This window comes from Halobacterium sp. KA-4 (assembly GCF_021028995.1).
Classification (GTDB): domain Archaea; phylum Halobacteriota; class Halobacteria; order Halobacteriales; family Halobacteriaceae; genus Halobacterium.
In genome coordinates, this window is record NZ_JAJJZG010000010.1 from 1 (window position 1) to 23,427 (window position 23,427).

At 67.7% G+C, this 23,427-nt stretch carries 32 protein-coding genes; 10 read left to right on the forward strand and 22 right to left on the reverse strand.

Features of this window, described 5'->3' with window-relative positions:
- From LPA44_RS10845 to LPA44_RS10885, 9 genes are all read right to left on the reverse strand, one after another.
- Positions 1 to 1,245, reverse strand: a 1,245-nt coding sequence (locus tag LPA44_RS10845) for a proton-conducting transporter transmembrane domain-containing protein (protein WP_230889602.1), incomplete at its 3' end; no start/stop codon positions are given.
- Positions 1,238 to 1,594, reverse strand: coding sequence for a cation:proton antiporter subunit C (locus LPA44_RS10850; RefSeq protein ID WP_230889603.1), 357 nt, complete (start codon positions 1,592 to 1,594; stop codon positions 1,238 to 1,240). The genes LPA44_RS10850 and LPA44_RS10845, both read right to left, overlap by 8 nt.
- Positions 1,591 to 2,079, reverse strand: a complete 489-nt coding sequence (locus tag LPA44_RS10855; protein WP_230889604.1) for an MnhB domain-containing protein — start codon at positions 2,077 to 2,079, stop codon at positions 1,591 to 1,593. The genes LPA44_RS10850 and LPA44_RS10855 overlap by 4 nt, the downstream gene beginning before the upstream one ends.
- Positions 2,076 to 2,606 carry a DUF4040 domain-containing protein gene (locus tag LPA44_RS10860; RefSeq protein ID WP_230889605.1) on the reverse strand — a complete coding sequence of 177 codons (531 nt, stop codon included), beginning with the start codon at positions 2,604 to 2,606 and terminating at the stop codon, positions 2,076 to 2,078. Before LPA44_RS10860 ends, LPA44_RS10855 begins: the two co-directional genes overlap by 4 nt.
- Positions 2,603 to 2,920 carry a monovalent cation/H(+) antiporter subunit G gene (gene mnhG / locus LPA44_RS10865; protein ID WP_230889606.1) on the reverse strand — a complete coding sequence of 106 codons (318 nt, stop codon included), beginning with the start codon at positions 2,918 to 2,920 and terminating at the stop codon, positions 2,603 to 2,605. Before mnhG ends, LPA44_RS10860 begins: the two co-directional genes overlap by 4 nt.
- Positions 2,917 to 3,192, reverse strand: a complete 276-nt coding sequence (locus LPA44_RS10870) for a cation:proton antiporter (protein WP_230889607.1) — start codon at positions 3,190 to 3,192, stop codon at positions 2,917 to 2,919. Before LPA44_RS10870 ends, mnhG begins: the two co-directional genes overlap by 4 nt.
- The gene (locus LPA44_RS10875; protein ID WP_230889608.1) at positions 3,189 to 4,232 is read right to left on the reverse strand and encodes a monovalent cation/H+ antiporter subunit E; all 1,044 of its coding nucleotides are present in this window, start codon (positions 4,230 to 4,232) and stop codon (positions 3,189 to 3,191) included. Before LPA44_RS10875 ends, LPA44_RS10870 begins: the two co-directional genes overlap by 4 nt.
- Before the next feature lie 143 nt (positions 4,233 to 4,375).
- Complete coding sequence (gene coaBC / locus LPA44_RS10880; RefSeq protein ID WP_230889609.1) at positions 4,376 to 5,527, reverse strand: bifunctional phosphopantothenoylcysteine decarboxylase/phosphopantothenate--cysteine ligase CoaBC; 1,152 nt, start codon at positions 5,525 to 5,527, stop codon at positions 4,376 to 4,378.
- Between the two features lie 38 nt (positions 5,528 to 5,565).
- Positions 5,566 to 6,285, reverse strand: a complete 720-nt coding sequence (locus tag LPA44_RS10885; RefSeq protein WP_230889610.1) for an NAD(P)/FAD-dependent oxidoreductase — start codon at positions 6,283 to 6,285, stop codon at positions 5,566 to 5,568.
- Positions 6,286 to 6,373: 88 nt separating this feature from the next.
- Between LPA44_RS10885 and LPA44_RS10890 the strand changes: the two genes are divergently transcribed.
- Complete coding sequence (locus tag LPA44_RS10890) at positions 6,374 to 6,865, forward strand: type II toxin-antitoxin system RatA family toxin (protein WP_230889611.1); 492 nt, start codon at positions 6,374 to 6,376, stop codon at positions 6,863 to 6,865.
- 122 nt (positions 6,866 to 6,987) lie between these two features.
- Complete coding sequence (locus tag LPA44_RS10895) at positions 6,988 to 8,067, forward strand: Gfo/Idh/MocA family protein (RefSeq protein ID WP_230889710.1); 1,080 nt, start codon at positions 6,988 to 6,990, stop codon at positions 8,065 to 8,067.
- A 4-nt stretch (positions 8,068 to 8,071) separates the two neighbouring features.
- Here the strand turns inward: LPA44_RS10895 and LPA44_RS10900 are convergent, their stop codons facing one another.
- Together LPA44_RS10900 and LPA44_RS10905 are read right to left on the reverse strand one after the other, a co-directional pair.
- Positions 8,072 to 8,620: a plastocyanin/azurin family copper-binding protein gene (locus LPA44_RS10900; protein WP_230889612.1), complete on the reverse strand. Its 549-nt coding sequence runs from the start codon at positions 8,618 to 8,620 to the stop codon at positions 8,072 to 8,074.
- A gap of 154 nt (positions 8,621 to 8,774) precedes the next feature.
- A complete protein-coding gene (locus tag LPA44_RS10905) occupies positions 8,775 to 9,320 on the reverse strand; it encodes a GNAT family N-acetyltransferase (RefSeq protein ID WP_230889613.1) in 546 nt (181 codons plus the stop codon).
- Between the two features lie 172 nt (positions 9,321 to 9,492).
- Between LPA44_RS10905 and LPA44_RS10910 the strand changes: the two genes are divergently transcribed.
- From LPA44_RS10910 to LPA44_RS10925, 4 genes are all read left to right on the forward strand, one after another.
- Entirely contained in the window at positions 9,493 to 9,750 is a 258-nt protein-coding gene (locus LPA44_RS10910) for an MTH865 family protein (RefSeq protein ID WP_230889614.1), read from the forward strand.
- A gap of 84 nt (positions 9,751 to 9,834) precedes the next feature.
- Positions 9,835 to 11,136 carry a M28 family peptidase gene (locus LPA44_RS10915; protein ID WP_230889615.1) on the forward strand — a complete coding sequence of 434 codons (1,302 nt, stop codon included), beginning with the start codon at positions 9,835 to 9,837 and terminating at the stop codon, positions 11,134 to 11,136.
- Between the two features lie 75 nt (positions 11,137 to 11,211).
- Entirely contained in the window at positions 11,212 to 11,940 is a 729-nt protein-coding gene (locus LPA44_RS18260) for a hypothetical protein (protein WP_230889616.1), read from the forward strand.
- Between the two features lie 45 nt (positions 11,941 to 11,985).
- The gene (locus LPA44_RS10925; protein WP_230889617.1) at positions 11,986 to 12,426 is read left to right on the forward strand and encodes a DUF7313 family protein; all 441 of its coding nucleotides are present in this window, start codon (positions 11,986 to 11,988) and stop codon (positions 12,424 to 12,426) included.
- A 243-nt stretch (positions 12,427 to 12,669) separates the two neighbouring features.
- Here the strand turns inward: LPA44_RS10925 and LPA44_RS10930 are convergent, their stop codons facing one another.
- From LPA44_RS10930 to LPA44_RS10970, 9 genes are all read right to left on the reverse strand, one after another.
- Positions 12,670 to 12,930: a DUF7314 family protein gene (locus LPA44_RS10930; RefSeq protein WP_230889618.1), complete on the reverse strand. Its 261-nt coding sequence runs from the start codon at positions 12,928 to 12,930 to the stop codon at positions 12,670 to 12,672.
- The gene (locus LPA44_RS10935) at positions 12,923 to 13,216 is read right to left on the reverse strand and encodes a DUF7315 family membrane protein (protein ID WP_157501088.1); all 294 of its coding nucleotides are present in this window, start codon (positions 13,214 to 13,216) and stop codon (positions 12,923 to 12,925) included. Before LPA44_RS10935 ends, LPA44_RS10930 begins: the two co-directional genes overlap by 8 nt.
- 112 nt (positions 13,217 to 13,328) lie before the next feature.
- Positions 13,329 to 14,093, reverse strand: a complete 765-nt coding sequence (locus tag LPA44_RS10940) for a cytochrome bc complex cytochrome b subunit (protein WP_230889619.1) — start codon at positions 14,091 to 14,093, stop codon at positions 13,329 to 13,331.
- A 4-nt stretch (positions 14,094 to 14,097) separates the two neighbouring features.
- On the reverse strand, positions 14,098 to 14,910 hold the full coding sequence (locus LPA44_RS10945) for a cytochrome b (protein WP_230889620.1): 813 nt from the start codon (positions 14,908 to 14,910) through the stop codon (positions 14,098 to 14,100).
- Positions 14,911 to 15,750, reverse strand: coding sequence for a ubiquinol-cytochrome c reductase iron-sulfur subunit (locus LPA44_RS10950; protein ID WP_442903380.1), 840 nt, complete (start codon positions 15,748 to 15,750; stop codon positions 14,911 to 14,913).
- Complete coding sequence (locus tag LPA44_RS10955; protein ID WP_230889622.1) at positions 15,747 to 16,133, reverse strand: DUF7318 family protein; 387 nt, start codon at positions 16,131 to 16,133, stop codon at positions 15,747 to 15,749. Before LPA44_RS10955 ends, LPA44_RS10950 begins: the two co-directional genes overlap by 4 nt.
- Positions 16,134 to 16,805, reverse strand: coding sequence for a plastocyanin/azurin family copper-binding protein (locus LPA44_RS10960; RefSeq protein ID WP_230889623.1), 672 nt, complete (start codon positions 16,803 to 16,805; stop codon positions 16,134 to 16,136).
- An 85-nt stretch (positions 16,806 to 16,890) separates the two neighbouring features.
- Complete coding sequence (locus tag LPA44_RS10965) at positions 16,891 to 17,745, reverse strand: DUF7319 domain-containing protein (protein ID WP_230889624.1); 855 nt, start codon at positions 17,743 to 17,745, stop codon at positions 16,891 to 16,893.
- Between the two features lie 40 nt (positions 17,746 to 17,785).
- Complete coding sequence (locus tag LPA44_RS10970) at positions 17,786 to 18,223, reverse strand: hypothetical protein (RefSeq protein ID WP_230889625.1); 438 nt, start codon at positions 18,221 to 18,223, stop codon at positions 17,786 to 17,788.
- Between the two features lie 111 nt (positions 18,224 to 18,334).
- On the opposite strand from LPA44_RS10970, the gene LPA44_RS10975 reads away from it, so the two are divergent.
- Complete coding sequence (locus tag LPA44_RS10975) at positions 18,335 to 18,820, forward strand: DUF7321 family protein (RefSeq protein WP_230889626.1); 486 nt, start codon at positions 18,335 to 18,337, stop codon at positions 18,818 to 18,820.
- 5 nt (positions 18,821 to 18,825) lie between these two features.
- On the opposite strand, the gene LPA44_RS10980 is transcribed toward LPA44_RS10975, so the two are convergent.
- A complete protein-coding gene (locus tag LPA44_RS10980; protein WP_230889627.1) occupies positions 18,826 to 19,512 on the reverse strand; it encodes an ArsR/SmtB family transcription factor in 687 nt (228 codons plus the stop codon).
- Positions 19,513 to 19,612: 100 nt separating this feature from the next.
- Positions 19,613 to 20,296, reverse strand: coding sequence for an endonuclease III (gene nth / locus LPA44_RS10985; RefSeq protein ID WP_230889628.1), 684 nt, complete (start codon positions 20,294 to 20,296; stop codon positions 19,613 to 19,615).
- Between the two features lie 246 nt (positions 20,297 to 20,542).
- Between nth and mvaD the strand changes: the two genes are divergently transcribed.
- From mvaD to LPA44_RS11000, 3 genes are read left to right on the forward strand one after another with little or no spacing between them, the layout of a single operon-like run.
- Positions 20,543 to 21,523, forward strand: a complete 981-nt coding sequence (gene mvaD, locus LPA44_RS10990; RefSeq protein WP_230889629.1) for a phosphomevalonate decarboxylase MvaD — start codon at positions 20,543 to 20,545, stop codon at positions 21,521 to 21,523.
- A gap of 48 nt (positions 21,524 to 21,571) precedes the next feature.
- A complete protein-coding gene (locus LPA44_RS10995; RefSeq protein ID WP_230889630.1) occupies positions 21,572 to 22,714 on the forward strand; it encodes an NAD(P)/FAD-dependent oxidoreductase in 1,143 nt (380 codons plus the stop codon).
- A gap of 60 nt (positions 22,715 to 22,774) precedes the next feature.
- Complete coding sequence (locus LPA44_RS11000; protein ID WP_230889631.1) at positions 22,775 to 23,425, forward strand: response regulator transcription factor; 651 nt, start codon at positions 22,775 to 22,777, stop codon at positions 23,423 to 23,425.
- Positions 23,426 to 23,427 lie beyond the last annotated feature (2 nt).

The following is a 23,427-nucleotide window of genomic DNA, read 5'->3' on the forward strand; positions in this document are numbered from 1 at the left end:
GACGATGACCGCGAGCAGCGCCCACGAGCCGGCTTCGGCGGCGCCCACGGCGATGTACCACTTGCCCGCGAAGCCGATTGTCGGCGGGATGCCGACCATCGCGACCGCGAGCACGCCGAAGACGCCCGCGCCGACCGGCGAGCGCTGGACGAGGCCGTCGAATTCCTCGACGCGGCGCGCGCCGGTCTCCGTGGCGACCAGCCCGGCGGTGAGGAACAGCCCGCCCTTCATGATGGCGTGGCCGACGAGGTGGATGGCCGCACCCATGAGCGCGGTGACGTTCCCGATGGAGATGGCGGCGACCACGAGGCCGAACTGCGAGACCGACGAGTACGCCAGCATCCGCTTGACTTCCGACTGAGAAATCGCCAGCAGGCTGCCAGCGACGATGCTGACGACGGCCCCGCCGACGAGGATGGCGTGCGCCAACTCGTTTTCGGCGAGGAACGCAGCGCCGAACACCGTGTAGACGACGCGCAGCAGCGCGTACGCCGCAATCGTGGAGACGAGCGCGGAGATGAGCGCGCTGACGGTGTCGGGAGCGCCCGCGTAGGCGTCGGGCTGCCACGTGTGCAGCGGGAACACCGCGACCTTGATGAACAGGCCGACGACGATGAACGCGAACGCCGCCTGCGTGAGCGTCGCGCCGTAGCCGTTCTCAGCGAGTTTCACGGCGAGGTCCGCCATGTTCAGCGTCCCGGTGTCGATGTACGCGTACCCGACGCCGAGCAGGAACAACGACGCGCCCACGGTGCCGACGAGCAGGTACTTCAGCGCCGCGACCGCCGACCGGCCGCGGTCGCCGCTGGCGACGAGCGCGTACGCCGCCAACCCCGTGATTTCGAGGAAGACGTACATGTTGAACAGGTCGGCGGTGACGCTCATCCCGGTCAGGCCGGTGACCAGTAGCATGTACACCGCGTAGAACGGGTTCGACCGCGGTCCCGCGCGGCGGGCGTACGCGAGCACGCCCAGCGAGACGACCGCAATCAGGACGATCATCGTCGCGGTTAGGCCGTCGACGACGAGTTCGATGCCGTATGGCGCTTCGAAGCCGCCGACGACGTACGTGATGGTGCCGTCGGCGAACGCCGTCGCGGCGAGCTGTGCGGCGACGACGAGCTGGACGGCGCACGCGACGACGGCGACCGGCCAGCCGCTCTCCGAGCGCGCGATGCCGGCGACCAGCGCGACGAGCGACCCGACGATGGGTGCGGCGACCGCGAGCGCGACGAGGTCACTCACTCTCACGCACCTCCTTGAGGGTGTCCTCGGTGAGCGTGCCGTACTCCGCGTAGATGCGGACGATCATCCCGAGCGCGACCGCCGTCAGCGCGACGCCGACGACGATAGCGGTGAGGATGAGCACGTGCGGCAGCGGGCTGACGTACGGTGCGCTGTCCGTCAGCACGGGTGGGCTGCCGCCGTCGAGGTACGCCGACGCGATGAAGAACAGGAAGATGCCGGTCTGGAAGATGTTCATGCCGATGACTTTCTTCACGAAGTTCCCGGCGGCTATCATCACGTACGTCCCGATGCCGAGCAGCAGGAACGACGCGACGTAGTAGTCCCGGGTGACGAGTAGGTCTATCATTCGTTGTCACCTCCGTCCTTGCCGGCGTCGATGGCGAAGAACAGGCCCGTGATGGTGCCCGCGACGATGACGCCGATGAACAGTTCCACCACTTCGATGCCGTACTTGCTGGCGTGGTGGATGCCATACGCCGAGTAGTCGAGGAAGCCGCCGCCCGCGACGACCGTGCCGACGCCGATAGCGACGAACGCCGCGACGCCGCCGGCGACGACGAGCACGAGCGTGGCTTCGCCAACCCACTCGCGAAGCGGATCGATGCCGAACGCAATACCGAGCATCAACATCACGGTGGCGACGACGACGCCGCCCTGGAACCCGCCGCCCGAGGAGTCCGCGCCGTGGAACATCAGGTAGAGGCCGTACGTGAACACGAACGGCGAAACGACGCGTACCGTCGCCATAATGATGGGGCTCTCGACATATGATTGCAGGTCGTCGGCCGTCTCGGCGGCCTCCAGGTCGGCTTCCGAGGTAGATTCGCTCATGCGAACACCTCCTTGCCGAGCACGACGAGCAGGCCGACGCCCGCGGAGTAGACGACGACCGCCTCACCGAGGGTGTCGAACCCACGGTAGGCCGCGAGCACGGCAGTGACGGCGTTCTTCACGCCCGCCTCCTTGTACGCGTGTTCGAGGTAGTACTGCGTGACGTCGGACGTGATGACGGTCGTGTCGGCGGCCCCGATTTCGGGGAGCGCGCCGAGCGTGGTCGCCAGTACGGCGACGATCAGCACGGTGACGCCGAGCGCCGGCACGTCGAGGCGTTCGAGCACGCGGTCGCCCGACGGCCGCACCGTCTTTGCGATGGTTAGCAGGAACAACACGGTGGTGACGCCGGCGCCGACCGCGGCTTCGGTGAGGCCGACGTCGGGTGCCTGCAGCACCACCCAGACGACCGCGATGCCGAGGCTGTACGTCGCGAACGCGATGATAGCGGCGAGCACGTCCCGGAGGACGGCCGTCGCCAGCGCGGTCGCGAGTATGAACGCGATGAGCGGGAGTTCGAGGTTCATTCGCTATCACCCTCGTCGGTCGTCCACGGTTCGATGCCCTGGTCTTCGGCGGCGCGCGCGATGGCGTGGGCCGCGGTCGGGTTCGTGATGAACATGAACAGGACGAGCAGCGCGGCCTTCACGCTGGAGAGGTCGAAGCCGAACGTGATCGCGACCGCAGCGAGCGCGAGGCCAGCGCCGAGCGTGTCGCTCTTCGAGGCGCCGTGGGTGCGCGTGTAGACGTCGGGCAGCCGCAGCAGCCCGACGGCCGCGACGAACGCGAAGAACGCGCCACCCGCGACGAGCGCGAGCACCGCAATCTCGCGGGGCGTCACAGCACACCACCCCGTTCGACGGTGAATTTCGAGATGGCGATGCTCATCAGGAAGTTCAACAGCGCGTAGACGATGGCGATGTCGAGCGCCGAGGGGTTGCCGGTGGCCGCCGCGACGAGCGCGATGATGACGACGATGTTCGTCCCGATGGCGTTGACCGCGATGACGCGGTCCTGCATCGTCGGGCCGCGCACGACGCGGTAGAGGACGGACAGCGAGATGACGATGAACGCCGCCGCGCCCCCGAGCAGGATGTCAGTGAGCAGCGTCACTCGTTCTCACCTTCCGTTTCGTCGTCGGTGCGTGCGCCGCGCTCGGCGGGACTGGCGATGCGAGCGGCGCGCCGGCCGTAGAACACGAACCGGACTGCGCGTTCGAGCGCGCCGTCCAGCAGGTCGTCGCGAGCGCCCGCCGTGAGGCTGTGCACCGTGAAGTGGCGTTGCGTGACGTCGACAGTGAGCGTCCCGGGCGTGAGCGTGATGCTGTTCGCGAGCGTCGTCGCCGGGAGCGCCGACCACACCGCGGCGTCGAACTCCACGACGCGCGGGTCGATGGGGAGCCGCGGGTGGAGGACGACGTACGCGATGTCGAGGTTCGCCTTCACGATTTCCCACAGCAGGAAGGGAACGTACAGTGCGAAGCGCGCGAGCCGCCCGCCGAGTTTGCTCAACTCGACCTCGCCGCGCGTGGTGATGCGCCACAGCAGCGCGGAGACGACGCCTGCGGTGATGGCGCCGGTCGCGAGGTCGAACGTCGAGAGCGTGCCCGAGACGAGCAAGTAGAACGCGTACGTCGAGCAGAACAGCACGACGAACTGGCCGAGGCCGGCGGTCCGCGTGAGCGGGCTGCGGCGGGTTGGCCGCTCGACAGGCGCGAGTTCGACGGTCAGGCCGGCGGCTTCGAGTTCGCCCTCCAGCGGCGGGAGTAGCGGGGCCATCCCGAGCGGGTTGTACTCGGGGTCGAGGACGACCGTCTCGACGCCGTGGCGGCGCGCGTAGTCGGCGAGCACGTCGGCGTAGTCGCCGGGGTTGAAGAGGTACTCCGTCTGCCCGACGACGGCGGTCTCGACGCCGACCGAGTCAGCGTCCTCGCCGAGATCCTCCTCGACCCACACTTCGATGCGGTCGAGGAGTTCCACTGCGGCCGTCGCTTCCGCGCCCTCCTCGCTGGTGTCGATGCGTTCCGACACTGGGTAGACGAAGTGGAGGGTCGGCCGGCCGTCGGCGTCGGCGGCACGTTCGGCGACGTACGCCACCGTCTTCCGGAGTGTCACCGAGTCGTCGACCGGGACGAGCAGGTCGTCGCCAGCCATCAGGTCACCCCCCGTGGTTCGGGCCACAGCGCCGACTGCGGCCGCGTAGCTAGCGTCATTTGTCGTGTTCGGCGAGTGGGTGCGCCGTATGATGATACCTTCGGTTTCCCACGCTAGTCGGCGGCGAGTACGGCCGGTGAACGTCAGGCGCGGGTGGCGAGTTCGTCCGCGACGCGGCGGCCGAGCGCGGTCTTGCTGCCAATGAACTCGGTGACGTCATCGCGGGTCACGAACAGCACGCGGGTGTCCTCGTCACCCATCACGCTGGCGTCGTTGGCGACGACGAAGGAGAGGTCCACGCGTTCGAGCGTCTTCCGCGCGGCGACGACCATCGCATCGTCGTCGCCGGACGTCTCGGCCTTGAACCCGACGATAGTGAGGTCGGGATGGGCTTCGCGAATCTCGTCGATGAGCTTCGGCGTCGGCTCCAGGTCGAGTGTGATGTCCTGGCCGGAGCGAATTTTCTCCTCGCTGGCTTCGACGGTGTAGTCGCTGACCGCGGCCGCGGAGACGAGCGCGTCGGCGTCCGCGCAGGCCTCGCGGGTCGCCGCCAGCATCTCCGCGGCGGTCTCGACCTGCACCGTGTCAGCGTACGGGACGTCATCGCCCTGGTGAACGAGCATGACGTCGGCCCCGGCGACGTAACAGCCCGCGGCGACGGCGCGACCCGTCCGGCCGGACGCGCGGTTCGTGAGCACGCGCACGGGATCGATTGGTTCGCTGGTCGCGCCGCTGGTGACGACGACGTGCTCGCCCGCCAGGGGGTCCTCGCTGGCGGCGCGCGCCGTCTCGACGGCGATGGCTTCCTCGGTGGCGATTTTGGCTTTGCCTTCCTCGACGCGCGGGTCGACGAAGTCGACACCCCACGACTCCACGCGGTCAATGGCATCCAGCACGCCAGGGTGGTCGTACATCGGCTCGTGCATCGCGGGCGCGATTACGACCGGGACATCGGCCCCGAGTGCGGTGGTCGCGCACGTCGTCACGGGCGTGTCGTCGATTGCCCCCGCGATTTTCCCGACCGTGTTCGCGGTCGCCGGCGCGACGAGGAAGACGTCCGCCCAGCCGTCGCGCCCGCAGAGGTCGACGTGCTCGACGCTCCCCGTTATCTCGGTGACGACGGGTTCGTCCGTGGCGAACTCGACGGCCCACGGGTTGATGATTCCCTGTGCGCTCCCGGTCATCACGGCCCGTACGCTCGCGCCGCGGCGGCGGAGTTCGTGGGCGAGTTCCACGACCTTCACCGCCGCGATGCTGCCCGTGATCCCGAGGGCGACGTTCACTCCGGAGAGCATTCACAGGGGGTTCGCACTCCCGGCTATAAATAGGCTGGTCAGTCGTCGTCTTCGACGCTCGGGTGCATCGTCGGCGGGTCCGCTGGCGAGAGCGCGGCGAGGGCGTCCAGACTCTCCTGCTCGCGCTCGCGGCGTTCGGCCTCGTCGATTTCCTCGCAGCCCGGCGGCACGTCGCGGTCGCGGCCCGTGAAGTAGCCCTCCGGCGCGACCCAGTCGTGGTAGTGAGGGACGTCGCTGTCGTCGATGACGGTGAGCCCAACAGTAGCGCCGTGGCCGGCCGCGACGACGGTCTGGTGGTACTGGCGCGCGATGCGGCCCGCGGCGTAGACGCCGTCAAGGTCGGTGCGGCCGAACTCATCGACGTCCAGCATCGTCTTCGAGCCGCGGTCGATGCGGGACAGCTCGAAGTCGTCGAGGTAGGAGATGTCCGGCCACGATGACGCGACCACGAAGTCCGCGGTGTCAGTGGCGGCTGCGTCCGTCTCGACGACGAAGCCGTCGTCGGTGCCGGTGACACGTTCGACGTGCGCTTCGACGAACTCAACGCCGGCGTTCTCGGCCTGCTGTCGGGTGGCGTCGAGGAAGGTGCGCGCGTTCACGCCCGCCGGGAACCCGGGGACGTTCTCCAGGTGGGCGTTGCGCGCGAGAATCGGCTCGCCGGCGTCGTAGACGGTCGTATCGAGGCCGGCACGTGCGGTGTAGATGGCAGCGGTCAGGCCCGCGGGCCCGCCACCGACCACGGCGACGTGTTCGGTCATGGCTGTGGGTTGGCACCGGACGGATACAAGCACCGCGGTCGAGGCAGATTCGCAGTAGACCTTTGACGCCGCACGGCGTAGGGAGTGTGTGAACACGGTCGAGGTGAGCACGGACGTTCGCGTCCCCGTCGAGGAAGCGTACGCGTTCGTCGCCGACTTCCCGCGATACGCCAAGTATTCGGAGTACTTGCAGTCGGTCACCCAGCACGGGAGCGGCGGCGCGGGCACCGAGTACGAACTGACGTTCGCGTGGTGGAAACTCACGCACGCGGTGCACTCGCGGGTCACCGGCACGGACGAACCCGAACAAATCGACTGGAAACTCGTGGACGGCATCGACGCGCACGGCCGCTGGGAGGTCACCGAGACCCCCGACGGGTCGCGGGTGACGTTCGTCGTCACGTACGACACGGACAGCGCCCGTGGGTCGCTCGACCTGCCGCGGCTGGTGTCCCTCGATTGGGTGGTCGACAAGGTCGTGGACAAGGTCGTCGAGGAGGGCGAGCGCGTCGTCGAGCGCGTCGTCGCGGACCTCGAAGGCGAGCGCCGCCCAGTCGAACTCGCCGTCGAGACGTACTGACCCACGGCAACGCTTATCCGGTATCGAGTGAACGCTCCGGACGTGACAGTACACGATACGAGCGCTAGGTTCGGCGCTCGCCGGAGGGCAGCACAGTGACCGACGAACCGCTCTCGGTCGGCATGCTCGGCTACGGGTTCATGGGCGACGCGCACACGAACGCGCTCCGCACGCTCCCGCAGTTCTTCCCGGACGCACCAGAAGTATCGCTTGACGTGCTCGTGGGGCGCGACGAGAGTGCAGCCCGCGAGGCCGCCGACCGCCTCGGCTTCGACCGCGTGGAGACCGACTGGCGGGACGCCATCGACGACGTCGACGTCTTCTACAACCTCGGCCCGAACGACGTCCACGTCGAACCCTCCATCGCAGCGCTGGAGAACAATGTCCACGTGCTCTGCGAGAAGCCGCTCGCGCCGACCGTTGCGGACGCCGAGCGGATGGCGGAGGCTGCGAGAGAGAGTGCTGCGACCGCGGGCGTCGGGTTCAACTACCGGTTCGTGCCCGCCGTCCAGTACGCCAAGCGACTAATCGAGGATGGCGCGCTCGGGGAGATTCGGCACGCGCGCTTCCGGTACCTCCAGGACTGGCTGGTCGACGCGGACGCGCCATGGTCGTGGCGAATGGACGCCGACACAGCGGGGTCGGGTGCGCTCGGCGACCTCGGCGCGCACAGCTTCGACCTCGCGCGCTACCTCGTCGGCGACATCGACGCCGTCAGCGGGCACCGCGAGACGTTCGTCGAGGAGCGCGTCCCCGAGGGTGAGAGCGAGGCGCGACCCGTCACCGTCGACGACGCGTTCGCCGCGCACGCGGAGTTCGCGAACGGCGCGATGGGGACCTTCGAGGCGACGCGGTACGCGACCGGCCGGAAGAACGGCCACACGTTCGAAATCGACGGCTCCGAGGGCGCGGTCCGGTTCGACCTCGAACGGCTCAATGAATTGGAGGTCCGCCGCGGGGACGGCCGCGGCTTCGAGACGGTGCTCGTCACCGACGAGGATGATCCCTACGGCGAGCACTGGTGGCCCGCGGGCCACGTGCTCGGGTGGGAGCACACGTTCGTCCACGAGAACAGCGAGTTCCTCGGCGCGGCCGCCGACGACGGCGAGTTCGCGCCGGACTTCGAGGACGGCTTGGCGGTGCAGCGGCTTCTGGACGCCGTGGAGCACAGTGACGACCGCCGCGAGTGGGTGACGGTCTGAGAAGTTACTCTTCGAAGTCGCCTTCGTAGTCGCCGCCGTACCGCATGAAGAGGTAGGTTAGGCCGAGCACGGAGACCATCGACCCGGTCGCGGCGACGCCGAGGGTCTTCGCGCTGTCCGGGAGGATGGACTGGTAGCCGGTCTGTTCGGGCGGGTTCTCCGTGACCTCGATGACGCCTTCCATCCCCGCGCCGGCGTGGGGTGTGCAGACGTACTCGTAGGTGCCTTCGACCTCGAACGTGTGCTCGTAGGTGAACCCGGAGTCTTCGAGGGACTCGTGGCCCTCCCAGGAGGCTTCCTCGGGAATCGACGTCGGGACGACGTTGTGACCGCCCGCCGCCCACTCCCAGCGCACGGTGCCGCCGGGCTGGACGTACGCGGTTTCGGGGTCGAACGTGAGGCTCCCACCAGGTGCGACCGTGACGACCGTCGGGCCGCCCTCGCCTTCCTGCGCGGCGGCGGTCCCGGTGGCGGCGACCCCCGCAGCGGCGGCACCGGCACCCGCCCGGAGGAAGCTGCGGCGTGTCACCCGCTCGTCTGCATCGGAGTTCATGCCCGGGGCTATGTGACACCGGGTACTGAATACTTTGGTTTGTGGCTCCTCCCGGCCGTACCACGATTCACTGACGGAACCGCGACCGTCAGTCCTCGCGTCGGTCCGCGGGCGGCCGCTTGACTCGGGCTGCCAGCGGATCGTCGAGGTCCAACTACATCGTCACTTCCGCGCGGAGCCGCTCGGTGACGTCGAAGCCGAGGTTGTCGTAAACGTGGACGGCGCGCTCGTTGTCCTCGTCGACGGTCAACACGAGCGACTCGCAGCCGTCCGCGTCGGCGTACGCGACCAGTTGTTTGAGGAGTTCCGTGCCGACCCCGCAGCCCCGGTGATCGGGGTGGACGAACACCACGAGTTCGGGGTCGCTGGCGTCGGCGGGCGCCGCGGCGACGTGCCCCCAGACACCGTCATCGCCTACCGCGAGCAGGTTCAGGCCCTCGTCCGCGAGGTCGTCCAGCCACCGTTCGGTGCGCTCGCGGGTTCTAGGTGGCAGGCCGAGCGTCGTCGTCTTCAGACTCATCGCGTCGTACATCTCGACGAGGGGCGCGCGGTCGTCGTCCGTGAACGGTCGCACGACGTACGGCTGGCCGTCGTCGTCAAACGCGCGCGGGCACCGCGGCTGGCAGTGCACCGTCCCCTCGCAGCGCGAGTTGTCCCACGCGTCGCACGCGGGCCGCTGGTCACTGCCGTCCACGGGCATACTCGCTAGTAGGGTGTGAACTGCCTTCAAGGCGGAGCCGAAACTGTGGGGGTGTATAACGGGGTGTGGAGCGGCACGCGACCCGCAGCGAGCGCGACGCGCGCACGGAAACTCCGCGTGCCGAGTCGAGGGTTCCAGAACCCTTTTGCCGGGTCGCTGTCCACGTGCGAACATGGCAGACGTCGAAACCGAACTCCGCAAGGAACTCTTAGATGCGTTCTCGGGTGCCGACTACCCGGTGAAGAACCAGATGGGTCTCGTGCCCGCGCTCCCGAACGGCCCCTCGACGAAATTCGAGGCCGGCGGCAAGTCCTTCACCGCGATGGAACTGGCGACGAAGCTCTCCAGCCGCGCCGAGTTTCCCTACGACGACGCCGAATCCCTCGTCGACGACGTCATTGAGGGGCTCAAGGAAGAAGGCGACCTCTGAACGCGAATCGATAGCGCGACGACGCGCCGCAGTGCGATTTCTTCTTCCGAAACGACTTACGGCGTGGTCGGCGTCGGTACGGCCATGACCGACTGGATTGGTGACGTGTTCACCAGCGACACGGGCTGGACGCACCTCGAGGCGCTCGTCGACGTGCGCGGCCGGATGGCTGGGTCCCCGGGCGAGCGCGAGGCCGCCGAAGCGACGCGTGATGCGCTCTCGGCCGCCTGCGGTGACGCTTCTCTGAACGAATTCGAGATTCAGGGCTGGACGCGCGGCGACAGCGCCGTCGAGACGCCCGCCGGTGACGAGGAGTGTATCGCGCTCCCGCGAAGCCGGAACGGCGACGTCTCTGGGGAATTCGTGGACCTCGGATACGGCCTCCCGAGCGACTTCGAGGAGGTGGACCTCACCGGGAAGGTCGTGATGGTGGCCTCCGACGTGCCCGGCTGGTACGACCGCTACCTCCACCGCCGCGAGAAGTACTACCACGCCGTCGAAGCGGGCGCCGCGGCGTTCGTCTACAAGAACCACGTGGAGGGCTGCCTGCCGCCGACCGGGAGCGTCGGCACCGAGGAGCAGCCGCTCGGCGAGATTCCCGCGGTCGGCGTCTCCAAGGAGGTCGGCGCGCGCCTCGCCCGGAAGTACGACGGCGAGCGTGTGGGCGTCTCCGTGAGCGCCGAGGTCGACGACGCGACGAGTCAGAACGTCCACGCGACGCTCGGCCCGGACACCGACGAGGAACTGCTCGTGACGAGCCACGTCGACGCCCACGACATCGCCGAGGGCGCGATGGATAACGGGGCCGGTACCGCGATGGTGGTCGAACTCGCGCACGTGCTCTCCGACCGCGAGGCTGATCTCGACACGAAGGTCCGCTTCGTTTGCTTCGGCGCGGAGGAGGTCGGGCTCGTCGGGTCGGCCTACGACGCCGCGAACCGGCACCGCGAGCACGTCCGCGCCGTGTTGAATCTCGACGGCGTCGTCGCCGGTCGCACGCTGGAGTTCTACACGCACCACTTCGACGCGCTCGAGGATGCCGCCCGCGAGGTTGCCGACCGCTTCGACCACCCGATTTCGGTGACGCCCGAGATGGGGCCACACTCCGACCACTGGGAGTACGTGAAGTTCGGCGTCCCCGGCTACCACGTCACCAGCCAGACCGACGGCGAGGGCCGCGGCTGGGGGCACACGCACGCGGACACGCTCGACAAACTGGAAGTACGGACGTTCCGTGAGCAAGCCATCCTGCTCACGGAACTCGCGGTCGAACTCGCCAGCGAGGGCTTCGCCGTCGCGCACGCCAGCGAAGCCGACATCGCCGCAGCGCTCGAAGACGAGGACCTCGCCAAGGGGATGAAGATTACCGGCGACTGGCCATACTGACGCCGGGAGCCCGTAGCCTTTTTGCGACTGCCGGCCCCGCGTTCCGACGATGAGCGAGACGATGCTGCGTGGGGTGTGGCGGTGACGCGCGTCGGCGTTCTCGGTGACGGAGCGACGGCTGCCGCCGACGTTGTGCGGGACGCCGGCGGGGAAGCCGTCGTTGGCGACGAAGCGCTCGACAGCGACGCGGACGTGGTCGCGGCGCTCGGTGAGGACGCGCTCCTCGACGTGCTCGCCACGGGGGCCGGCGCGCCCGTCCTCCCGGTGAGCGCGGGCAGCGAGTACGGCGGCGTCACTCGCGACGACCTGCCGGACGCGCTCGCCGCGCTCGCCACCGACGACTACGAAGTCGACGACCGACCGACGCTGGCGGTCGGCGTCGGCGAGACGAGGGTACGCGCGCTCGCGGACGTAATGCTCGTGACGGACGAGCCCGCGCGCATCTCCGAGTACGCGGTCACCACGCAGGGTCGCGACGTCGACGAGGTGCGCGCGGACGGCGTCGTCGTCGCGACGCCCGCCGGCAGCCACGGCTACGCCGCCGACGCGGGTGGACCGTTGCTGTCCGCGGACGCCGACGCGCTCGCGGTCGTCCCCGTCGCACCGTTCCGCGTCGAACGCGTCGAGTGGGTGCTCAACGCGCCCGCCTCCGTCACCGTTGTCCGAGAAGAAGCCGACGTCGCGTTGTTCGTCGACGGCCGCGACCACGGGTTCGCGGCCCCGCACGGGTCCGTCGAACTCGACTGGGGGGAGCCGTTCCCCGTAGCGGTCGTCGCGGCGTCGCGGGGCGTCGGCTTCGAGTGAGCGTATTGGAAAAGACATAATACCGCGACAGACCGACGTTCGCGCATGGCAGTTCCATCGGTCACGCTCTTCGGGCCACTCGACACGGTGCTGGCGCCCTACGCCGAGTATGCCGTGTTGCTCATGGTCGTGTTGAACTTCGTCAGCCGGCGCGTCGCGCACGCCGCCCACGAGCGGCAGGCCGAGGACGGCGCGGACGCGCTCTCGTGGCACCCGTTCCACGCCTTCACGACGTGGGGCGTCGTGCTGTTGAGCTTCTACTACCTCACGCTGCACCACCACAGCGGAATCGTGTTGTCCGCGCTCGCCGTTGGCACGCTCCTCGCCGACTTCTTCGAATTCGAGGCGCGCAAGGTCGAAGCCCGCGAAGGCCTCGAACTGGAAGCCCCGAAGGGCGCCATCGTCGCGGCGACGATTACGCTCATGTACGCGGCCTACATCAGCGTCTTCTTCCTCGTCAAGCCGTACTGGATGCAGGTCGTCTGAAGCGACCCGACTCGAATTTCTCGCTGTCTCGAACGAACTGTCCAGCGACGCGGTCGCCTCGTCAGTCCCTCCAGCGACGCGACCCGCCGACGCGCGCCAGCGACGAGCACGCTCCACTACGGTCTGCTCTGTACAGCGTCGAAGAGAACACGAGGAGTGCAGTGGACGGCAGCAGCGGCACGAGCGAGGACGAACGGCGGCGACGCTACGCGGGCGGAGAAACGTCGGCGAGGAGGAGCGCGGTTACTCGCTGTTGACCTTCGCGTACAGCTCGCGGCCGAGCGGCACGCCCACCCAGAAGAGGAGTGCGCCGAAGATGGCCAGCCAGAACATCGACTCCAGTAGTATCAGCGCGGCTTCGCCGAGCATCGAGAGGTCGCTCGGCGGCGCGCCAGTGAGCTGGGAACCCGCGAAGCTCGGGGTCTTGTACCAGCCAGCCAGCACCATCCAGATGAGGCCCGCACCCGTCAACAGGCCGAGCCCTTTCGCGAACTCGTCAGCCATTATCCGAAGGTTCGTCGCCGCTGTCTTTATCCTTTGCCATTCCGCTGGCGCGGAACCGCGAGGAGAACGCGTACACGAGACCGCCCGCCGCGATGAGACCGACGCCGAGCGCCGCGAACGCGACGTTCACGTCCTCGGGCGCCGCCCGTCCCGCGTTCGTCGCGGTGTCCAGCGCGACGAACCCGAGCACAACCGACACGACGGCGAACAGCGTGGAGAAGACTGTCACGGACTTGTAGAGCCGGTCGGGCACGACCACGTCGCGGCCGCGTTCGTCGTCACCCATCAGCTGGACGAACGGCCGGCCGATACTTCACTGTCGCGGTCGGCGAGAGCGCACCGAGAACGAGAGTGTGAGGCGGGAGAAGTGGAGAACGTCGGCTGCGGGTCGGAATCGGTTACTTCGGCGGCCGGAGTTTGTAGTAGCGCCGGTTGAGGTCGTACATGTACCCCTCGCGCATCGTCTTCAGGACCGCATACGCGATAGCACCCGCGATTGGCGGCACAAGGAATGTCAAGTCGAGTAGGAGATGCGAGTCGAGGGGAACGTGGGTCTTCATGGAATATACGCTGATGGTGAATGCAAAGACGACGCCCATCACGCCGACGGACGCCCAGAACGGCTGCTCGACGGGCCGGCGCGCGCTCCCCTTGTTGAGGAACGGGACGATGGCGATGAACCCGACGACGACGAGGTTCGCGACCACGCCGTACGTCCGGTCGGCCATCAGTTTCTCCCCGCCGAGGATGGCGAGGTCGGGGTTCAGCGGACCGAGCTTGAGCAGGCCGAACGACCAGTAGAGGTACCAGTCCGGCAGGATGATGCTCGGCGTCTGACTCGGATTCGCGGGCGCGCCGAGGTGCGGCGGGAGCGTCGACGCCAGGAAGAAAATCATCCCGACGAAGAAGCTCGTGAGCGCCAGGTTCCGGATGAGTTCGTGGGGCCAGACCGGGAACGCGAGCACGTCGCGTTCGACGTAGTCGGACTCCTCGCGTAGGTCCTGGTCCTCGCGGCGGGAACGCTCGAAGTACTCGTAGGTCAGCCGGGAGAGGCCGGTCGTGCGCTCCTTGCGTTCGCGCCACGTCGGCGTCTCGTCGTCCGGCGGAACAATGCCCGTACCGTCGGTGCGAGCCGCGTCGTCGGTGTGTTCGTCGTCTGCCATTGTTTTAGTGGGGTTCCGCGATGCCCTGCATCCAGACGAGTCCGAGGTGGATGGCGATGACCGTCGTCACCACGAACGGGAGCAGGAACACGTGGAGGATGTACATTCGCTGGAGTGTCGGCTGCCCCGGCGAGAAGCCGCCGAACACGAGCTGTGCGACCCATTCGCCGATGAGCGGTATCGAGAGGCTCATCTCGACGCCGATCTGTCCGGCCCAGAACGCGAGCTGGTCCCACGGGAGCAGGTAGCCCGTGTACCCGAAGACCATCGTGAGGCTGAGCAGGACGATGCCGATGATCCAGTTGACTTCGCGGGGTTCCTTGTACGCGCCCGTGAAGTAGACGCGCAGCATGTGGAGGAATACCGCGGCGGTCATCACCTGTGCGGCCCACCGGTGCAGCGACCGGAGGAAGAACCCGAAGTTCAGGTCCGTCATGATGGCGGCGACCGTGCTGTACGCGACGGTCGCACCCTCGATGTCGACGGAGCCGGCGGCCGCGGACGGCGAGTAGTAGAACCCGAGCAACGCGCCGGATATCGCCGCGACGACGTACGCCAGCGTGGAGAAGAACCCCAGCGAGTACAGGGGGTACCAGTACCAGAACTTGTTGTCGAGGTTGTACTGCTCGGTGTGGCTCTTCGGCATCTGGAGGTTGACGCGGTAGTACAGCGTCTCCAGCAGTTCGAGGTAGTCGACCAGCCGCAGCCGCTTGTCGAGCCAGACGAGCGTCGCGAGGAACGTGTGCTCGATGGGCGTGAGGTCTTTCTCTTCGAGCCAGGCGTCGTGGTCGTGGTCGTCCTTGCGTTCGACGCTCATCTATCCGTCCTCCGGGCGCGGGTACGCCGTGAAACTGCGCTTGACGATGCTGTACGGGTCGTAGATGGACTGGTGGCACGCACAGTAAATCTTGTCCCCGGCGCCCTCGTAGTTCGAGGACCGGTAGCCGGGCACACAGCAGTAGTGCGTGCACTTGTTGAGGAACGCCATGAAGCCGTCCTGGGTGGCGGCCTCGAGCCACTCGCCGACTTCGCCGCTGGCTTCCTCGACGGCGTCTTCGAGGAGCGTGCTCCGGATGACCTGCACCGGAATCGAGTTGTCCGTCTCCTGGGAGCGCCACGTCACCGAGGCCGGCTTCCCGATGCCCGCCTCGCCGTACTGGTTGTCCCACGTCTCGTAGTCCTCGAAGTCGTCGACGTGGACCTGTCCGGAGCCGGGCTGCCAGTCGTAGGAACTGGAGCCGCCCGAGTACCGGAAGTAGTTGTCGCCCTCGTAGCTCGGCTGGAGGCCCTGGTAGTCCTGGATGCCGCAGTACTGGAACCAGTCGACTTCGTACGTGATGCCGCCGAGGTCCTGGCGGGCGACCTGGACGGTTTCGCCCTGCTGTTCGACTTCCTGAATTTCGGGGTAGACGCCGCGGAGGTACCCCTCGTCGTCGATTTCGATGGGGACCATCGGCATCGCACGCGGGGCCGGCCCGCCGGTGTTCTGGACGCCGAAGTACGTCGTCTGGCCGCCGCCGGTCCCCGTCTGGTTGGTGACGGCGTCGAGGCTGGCCACGCCGGCGGTACCGATGCCGGCCACGCCAGCGCTCCCGACGACGCCCTTTACGAAGCGGCGACGTCCCGAACTCTCTGGGTACTTGTCAGACATAGTTATTTCTCGTAGTAGGGGTAGATTGCCTTCTTGAACTGTTCGCCGACGTCACCGAACGCGGATTCGCCGTCGACCTGGTCCTCGCGGACGTAGAGGTCTTCCCACTTGCGCCGGCGCTTCTTCACGATCATCACGTCCGGCAGGAACTCCTTGCGGTAGAGGAGCAGGACGAACGAGAGGTCGATGAAGATGGCCGCGAGGAGGAACCCGAGATACATGTTCCCGACTGGGTCGACGCCCCAGCCCGTGATGAGGCCGTACGCGAACACGGCCACGAACGCGATTTCGACGAGCGTCAGCAACACGATGGCGATGGTCGCCGCCGTGCTCTCGCGGGCGGGCTCGTACCGGTGGATGTCGCCGTAGTTGGATCCTTTCGAGGACATTTATTCTTTGTTGGGTGCGCTCGCGTTCTGTGATTCGCCGTACTTGAGGACGAAGAAGGCGTAGACGAGCGACACGATCATCATGAGGATGGTCGCGATGCCCACGAAGTGTGCCTGGAACGGCACGCCCATGTGGTGGGGGTCGAGCTCGGCTTCGCCGCCTCCGCCGGGTTCCTGTCCACTCTCGTTGACGACCACGGTGCCGACCATGCCGGCACCGGCGTGGGGCGTACAGACGTACTGGTACTCCCCGGTCGGGCCGTCGAACGTGTGCGAGTACGTGAAACCGGAGTCCTCGAGGGGTTCGTGGCCTTCCCACGATGCCTCCTCGGGGATGCTCTCCGGGACGACGTTGTGGCCGCCCGCCGCCCACTCCCACTCGACTGTCGCACCGGGTTGGATGTAGACAGTCTCGGGGTCGAAGACGAGCTGCCCGTTGGGGGCGACCGTCACCGTCTTCGTCGTCCCGGCGCCCGGGAGTCCTTCGTCCTCGCCGGAGCCGCCACCGTCCGTCGTGGCGTTCCCGGACGTGCCGTTCCCAGAGGTCGTGTTGTTTCCTTCGCCCTCCTGGACGGCGGCGGACGTGGAGGACGACCGAGCGCCGGCTGCGCCGATGGCTGCAGCGCCGCCGGCCGAACCGGTCGCAATCTTCAGAAAGTCCCGCCTCTTCATACAGTCGTGAGTCAGGATGGCTCCCGCATAAACCCACCGATGGCCGCGCGGGACGAGACGCGCCGTACACCGGTTCTACCGGCGTTCAGGGGGCGTCGGAGTGGTCCCGCTGGCTGTCCGTTTCGGGGACGAACGACGGTCGTTCGCCGTCGCCGAGCCCCGCCGAACGCAGCCGGTTGCGGAACTCCTCGGAGCGGAAACGGTCCGACAGCCGGGCGTTGGCGACGACGACCAGCATCAGCGCGCCGAACAGCACGAAGCCGACGCCCGCGATGACGGCGATGATGGCGGAGTTCCCGAGCGGGTGGAGTTCGAGAGTTGTCCCGGCGACCGTGCAGGCGCGCGCCGTCGACCCGGTGACCGGTGGGCACCCACGCACGAGCGGGTCGTAGAGGAGCGGCGAGAGCACGAGGAGGACGCCGACGACGACCTGCGCGAGGCCGATGTACTGGAGCAGCGTCGTCCCGAGGCCGCCGCTCCCTTCGGGGACCTCCTGTGGGTTCGGGAGGCCGGCGTTTTCGGGTGCATCGGGGACGTCGTAGTCGTCCATCGAGCAGAGCGCCACGGTGGGTTTCACGTCCCGGAGGACGGTGCCGCGGCCCTCGACGGCGCCGTCGGCGTAGACGACCGCGTACCCTTCGTCGGAGTACGCGAGCACCACGGGCTCGCCGTCGATGGTGTCGCGTTCGACCACCGCGAAGACGTCGCGGGTGGCGACGCGGTGCCGGAGGTCGGCCTCCACGCGGTCGAGCAGCCGTTCGCCCGTAATCCACGTGTCGGGGTCGAAGGCGGCGTCCCACTCCTCGGCGGACAGCTCGGCCATCTCCTTCGGGCCGAACTCCTCGAAGTCGGCCTGTTCTCGGAGGTCCGCCGGTGTCTCGTCGTCGGGCTCCTCGTCCGGCGCAGGCTGGCCGCCCTCGCCGGCGTTGGAGTCAGTCATCACCTCGAAGTTGCGCGTGAAGCGGGTAAACGCTTCCGACCTACACGACGATGGAGTCGACGCTCGTGTCGTTCTCGTGGACGGTCACGTCGAAGTACTCGTACTCGAGGACGCGCTTGTCGAAGACCGTCTCGTTACCGCGCTCGATGACCACGCGCACGTCGTGCCCGCGGTCGTGTATCTCCCGCGTAAGAGAGACCTCGTTACCGGCGGGCACGTCGTAGGTTTCGGCGTCGCCGGCTGGTGCCAGCGTCACGGAGACGTTCTCCACGCCCGCGCTTGCGCGCACCGTGAGGTGTGCCGGGGCGTGCGAGGTGCCGACGGCGGTGTGGGGTTCGGTCGTGTCGCTGGTCGTCTCGGTCGGTGTCGCCGTCGGTGCAGACGTGGGAGCCGTCGTCTCGCTACTGGTCGGTGCGAGGCCCGCGCAGCCCGCGACGGCGACGAGGAGGGCGACTGCCGCGATTCGCGTCGGGGACATGGCCGAACCTGCGGCCGAGACTGGTAAACGTCTTGTGTCAGTCGCTCTCGTGGTTTCCGCGTCGAGGGAACGAAGCGAACCCGTTTAGTCGCGTCGCGCGAACCTCCCGCTATGGTCGCAGACGTGACGGTGGCGAGCGTGGCCGCGGTGCTGGTCACCGCGAGCTTCCCGTGCTACCTCTACGGCGCGTGGATCATCGTCGACGCCGAGACCGTCACGTGGGGGACGCTCAGACACCACCTCGCGTACATCTTCCTCGGGCTTACGCTCAACACCGTTCCCGTCGTCGTCTGGATGATTCCCACGCTGTTCGACCAGCTCGGCGGATTTGCGGTTGTTCACGCGTTCTTCGGCGTGCAGGCATACGCGCTGCTGGCGTTCGCGCTCACCGGCATCGTCCCGATTCTGCGCGCGAAACGCGAGTACAACCTCTACCACGACCCCGACCAGGACGTCGACTTAGACGAAATTCACGAAAACATGAGCGCGTGGCGGCTCCGTCTGCGCGCAGGCGTTATTGGATACGTGCTGTGCTGGCTGGTAGCGTGGGTGCTTGGCGTCGCGCAGTTCGTGACGAAGTACGAGACGCAGTTTTGAGGCCCCTACCGTCCGCGGTACCAGACGTAGCCGAGGACGACGGTAAGCACGAGCAGCCCACCGGCGAAGAACAGCACGCCTGGCGGGAGTCCCTGTGCCGCCGACTGCGACGCGGTGGTCGCAGCGGTCGTCGTCGCCTGTGCCGTCTCCGTGGCCTGCTCGTTCATGATGCTGATACCGCCGCCGTCGGTCGTCGCGGCCGGCGCGTCGCCCGCGTCCCCACCAGTGGTCTGGTAGTCCGTCGGCGCGCCCTGTCCGCCGAACAGCCGCTGGACGACGAGGCTCGCGACGCCGAGCACGCCGACCGCGCCGAGCACGCGCAGCAGCCGTTCTTTCAGTGACGGTTTCGACGCCTCGTCGGCCGCGAACACGACCAGCGACTCCGACGCGGGGGCGTAGACGTTCATCTCGCGGCCCTGCTCGGAGTACCACGTGTCCGCGACTTCCACGAGGTCCGCCTCCACGAGCTTCTCCAGGTGGTAGGTGGCGTTCTGGAGCGACGTTCCGACGTCGTCCGCGACGCTCGACGCGGTATCGGGCTCCTCGTACAGTGCGGCGAGAATCTCGCGGGCGGTGCTCGAAGACAGTGCTTCGAACACCTCGTCGGCGGCGTCCTCGCGGATGCCGACCACGCGCGAGCCGTCGCCGCGCTCGACGGTCGACCGCGACGGGAGTAAGCGATTCCCTGCCATCTACGCGGGGCTACACGTCGCCCCTTCAAAGTATCTCCTAAAGCTAAAGCCCCGATTTGAGTCTGTCCGCGCAAGGGCAAAACACGCGCTTACCGGCCGCCTACCACTCGCTGCCGTCTGCGAGGTCGACGTCGTGCTGGAGCTTCGAGGACGGACAGACGTCTTCGAGCAGGCAGTCCGAGCAGTCCGGGTTGCGCGCGGTGCACGTGTCCCGACCGTGGCTGATGAGCCAGTGCGTGAAGTTCTGCCAGTGCTTAGGCGGAACGACGTCCATCAGGTCCTCCTCGATGGCCTCCGGGCGTTCCTCCTCGGTGATACCGAGCCGCCGCGAGATGCGCTGGACGTGCGTGTCCACGACGATACCCTCGGTGATGTCGTGGCCGTGTTGGAGCACGACGTTCGCGGTCTTCCGGCCGACGCCGGGCAGGTCCGTGAGTTCGCTCATCGTGTCCGGGACCTCGCCGTCGTGTTCCTCGACGATTTGCTGGCAGGCGTTCTTGAGGTAGCCGGCCTTGCTGTTGTAGTACGTAATCGAACTGAGGTCCTCGGCGAGCTCGTCCTCGTCGGCGTTCGCGTAGTCCTCCGGGGACTGGTACTTCTCGAAGAGGTGGGCGGTCTCCTTGTTCACACGCTCGTCGGTACACTGCGCGGAGAGGATCACGGCGACCAGTAGTTCGAGGCGGTTCGAGAAGTTCAGTGAGATCTCGGGCTCGGGGTACTCCTCTTCGAGTCGGTCGATGACCTCCTCTACCTGCGCCTCGCGCGTGTCCAGCGGTGTTCCCATACCAGGAAATCGGCCGTCCAGCCCTTCCCTGTAACGGAACCGGCGCGGCGAACGTTCAAATGCGAGGACGGGACTGCGTCCACGCGTGACCTGACGACGGCGGCAGAGTGCTCGCGGGAGCGCGGTACGCCACTCTGCTGACCCGCCGACGCGCGTGCTGGCTGTCAGCCCCACGCGCCATCCGATTCCATGGCTTGCCGGCCGGCTTCCGGGACGTTTATGCGCGCGACAGACACCCATCGGGGTATGAAAGCGACCGCGCGAGCCCACCCGATTCAGGGCATCGTGAAGTACCACGGGATGCGGGACGAACAGCGCCGGCTCCCCTACCACGACTCCATCAGCGTCTGCACCGCGCCGAGCAACACGACGACGACGGTGGCGTTCGAACCCGACCGCAGCGAGGACAGCTACGTTGTTGACGGCGAGGTCGTGGACGGCTCCGGCGCCGACCGCATCCAGAAGGTCGTCGACGAGGTGCGCGAGCGCGCGGGCGTTGACCACCGCGTGCAGGTCGAGAGTGTGAACAACTTCCAGTCGAACATCGGCCTCGGGTCGTCGGCCTCGGGGTTCGCGGCGCTCGCCCGGGCGGCAGCCGAGGCCGCCGGTCTCGACCTCTCACTGCCCGAGATTTCGACCATCGCGCGGCTCGGGTCCGCGTCCGCCGCGCGCGCCGTCACGGGCGGGTTCTCCGACCTCCACACGGGCTTGAACGACGAGGACTGCCGGAGCGAGCGCCTCGATGTCCCCGACGACTTCGTTGACGACCTCCGCATCGTCATCGCGAAAGTCCCGTCGTACAAGGAGACCGGGCACGCGCACTCTGAGGCCGCGGACAGCCACATGTTTCAGGCGCGCCTCGCGCACATCCACGCGCAACTGGCGGAGGCACGCGACGCCCTCCGCGAGGGTGACTTCGAGCGCGTGTTCGAGACCGCCGAGCACGACTCGCTGTCGCTGGCCGCGACGACGATGACCGGCCCGTCGGGGTGGGTGTACTGGAAGCCGGACACCGTCGAGGTGTTCGACGCCGTCCGTGAACTCCGCAGCGAGGACGACGTCCCCGTCTACTTCTCGACGGATACTGGCGCCACGGTCTACGTGAATACGCGCGCTGAGCACGCAGATAAAGTCGAGGAAGCCATCGCGGACTGCGGCGTCGAAACCGACGTCTGGGAGGTGGGCGGCCCCGCGCACGTGCTTGACGAGAGCGACGCGCTGTTTTAACCCGCGTAGGCGGGTACGGTTTTGTCCCTGGTTCGTGTAGCCAGTAGTATGCGTGTCGTCGTACTCGGCGGTGGTTACGCGGGCGTCGTCCTGACCGACCGACTGGAAGACCGGCTCCCGGCCGATGTCGACCTTCTGGTAGTCGACGACACCGGCGACCACCTCGTCCAGCACGAACTCCACCGCGCGATACGCCACCCGGAGTTCGCCGACGACATCGTCGTCCCGCTCGACGACATCTTCGACCGAGCGCGCGTCGAGGTCGCGACCGTCGAGGACGTCGACCGAGATACCCGGCAGGTCGAACTCGCGGACGGCACCAGCCTCAACTATGACGTGGCTGCGGTCTGTCTCGGCGCGGAGACCGCGTACTACGGCCTTCCTGGTGTCGAGGCGCACGCCAGCCCGTTGAAGCGACTGCCGGACGCCGTGCGCATCCGCAGCGAGTTCGAGGACCTCGTCGATTCGAACGGCGGCACGGCCGTCGTCGGCGGCGCTGGTCTCTCCGGCGTGCAGACGGCGGGCGAACTCGCGGCGTTCGCGCGCGAGGAGGACGCCGACGTCGACGTCGTGTTGCTCGAACAGCGCGAAACAATCGCGCCGTCGTTCCCCGAGCAGTTCCGGAACGCGGTCCGCGACGAACTCGACCGCGAGGGCGTCGACGTGCGCACCGGCGTCACCGTCTCGCGCGCGACGGACGAAGCAATCGAGACCGACGACGGCGACGTGGCCTACGACGTGTTCGTGTGGACGGGCGGCATCCGCGGTCCGAATGCACTAGACGGCGAGCGCGTGGATGTCCGCGCGGACTTCGCTGTGGACGCCCACACGCTCGTACTCGGGGACGCTGCGCGGGTGGTCGACGCCGAAGGGACGGCAGTACCGGCGTCCGCGCAGGCGGCCGTCCGCGAGGCGAAGGTCGCGGCGCGGAACGTTGAGAAACTGGTCGCAGACCTGCGCGAGCACGACGACGGCTTCCGGCCGCGACTCGAACAGTACACGTTCGACTCGCCAGGCTGGCTGGTGAGCGTCGGTGACGGCGCGGTCGCACAGGTCGGCCCGAGCGTGTTCCGCGGCGCTGCGGCGAACGCCGTGAAGTCCGGCGTGGGCGCGAGCTACCTTGCGTCCGCCGGCGGCATCCGGGACGCGGTCGACTTACTCCGCGAGGAGTTCGAGCTCGTCGGGGAGTGACCTATCTCGTGTAACCTGACGGCCAATCCAGTTTTACGGGACCGAACCGACTAGACGAGTATGACGGCCGACAGTTCCGCGGCTTCGGGTCCGCCCGTGCAGACCGACGGGAGCGGGTCTGCAGAGGGCAGCGACGCGCTCGACGGTGACCACACAGTTCTCGTCGTCGACGACGAGGCGGAGTTCGCGGAGGCGGTCGGCAACTGGATAGACCAGCGCTGGAACGCGGTCGTCGCGACCGACGGCGAGGAAGCCCTCGAGAAGTACGGCCCCCATGTCGACGCCGTGTTGCTCGATCGGCGGATGCCGAAGCTCTCCGGCGACGAGACCCTCCGGCGAATCCGCGAGCGCGACGGGGACGCCCGCGTCGCGATGTTGACGGCGCTGGAGCCCGACCTCGACGTCGTCGAGTTGGACTACGACATGTACCTGGAGAAGCCAGTGGACCGCGAGGAGGTCGTGGACGCCACCCGGGAGCTGTTGGAGCGCGCGAACTACACGCGAGAACTCCGGGCGCTGTACGCGCTCAGTTCGAAAATCGCGGAGTTGCAGGCGCGCTACGACGAGGCGGAGTTAGCTGACGACGAGCGCTTCCAGCGGCTGCAGACGGAGTTAGAGCGCGTGCGCGAGCAGGCCGCCTCGCAGCTCGACGGCACCGACGACGGGACGATGGCCGAACTCCTGCAGGTCGTCGAGGACGCCGACCGGTAGTC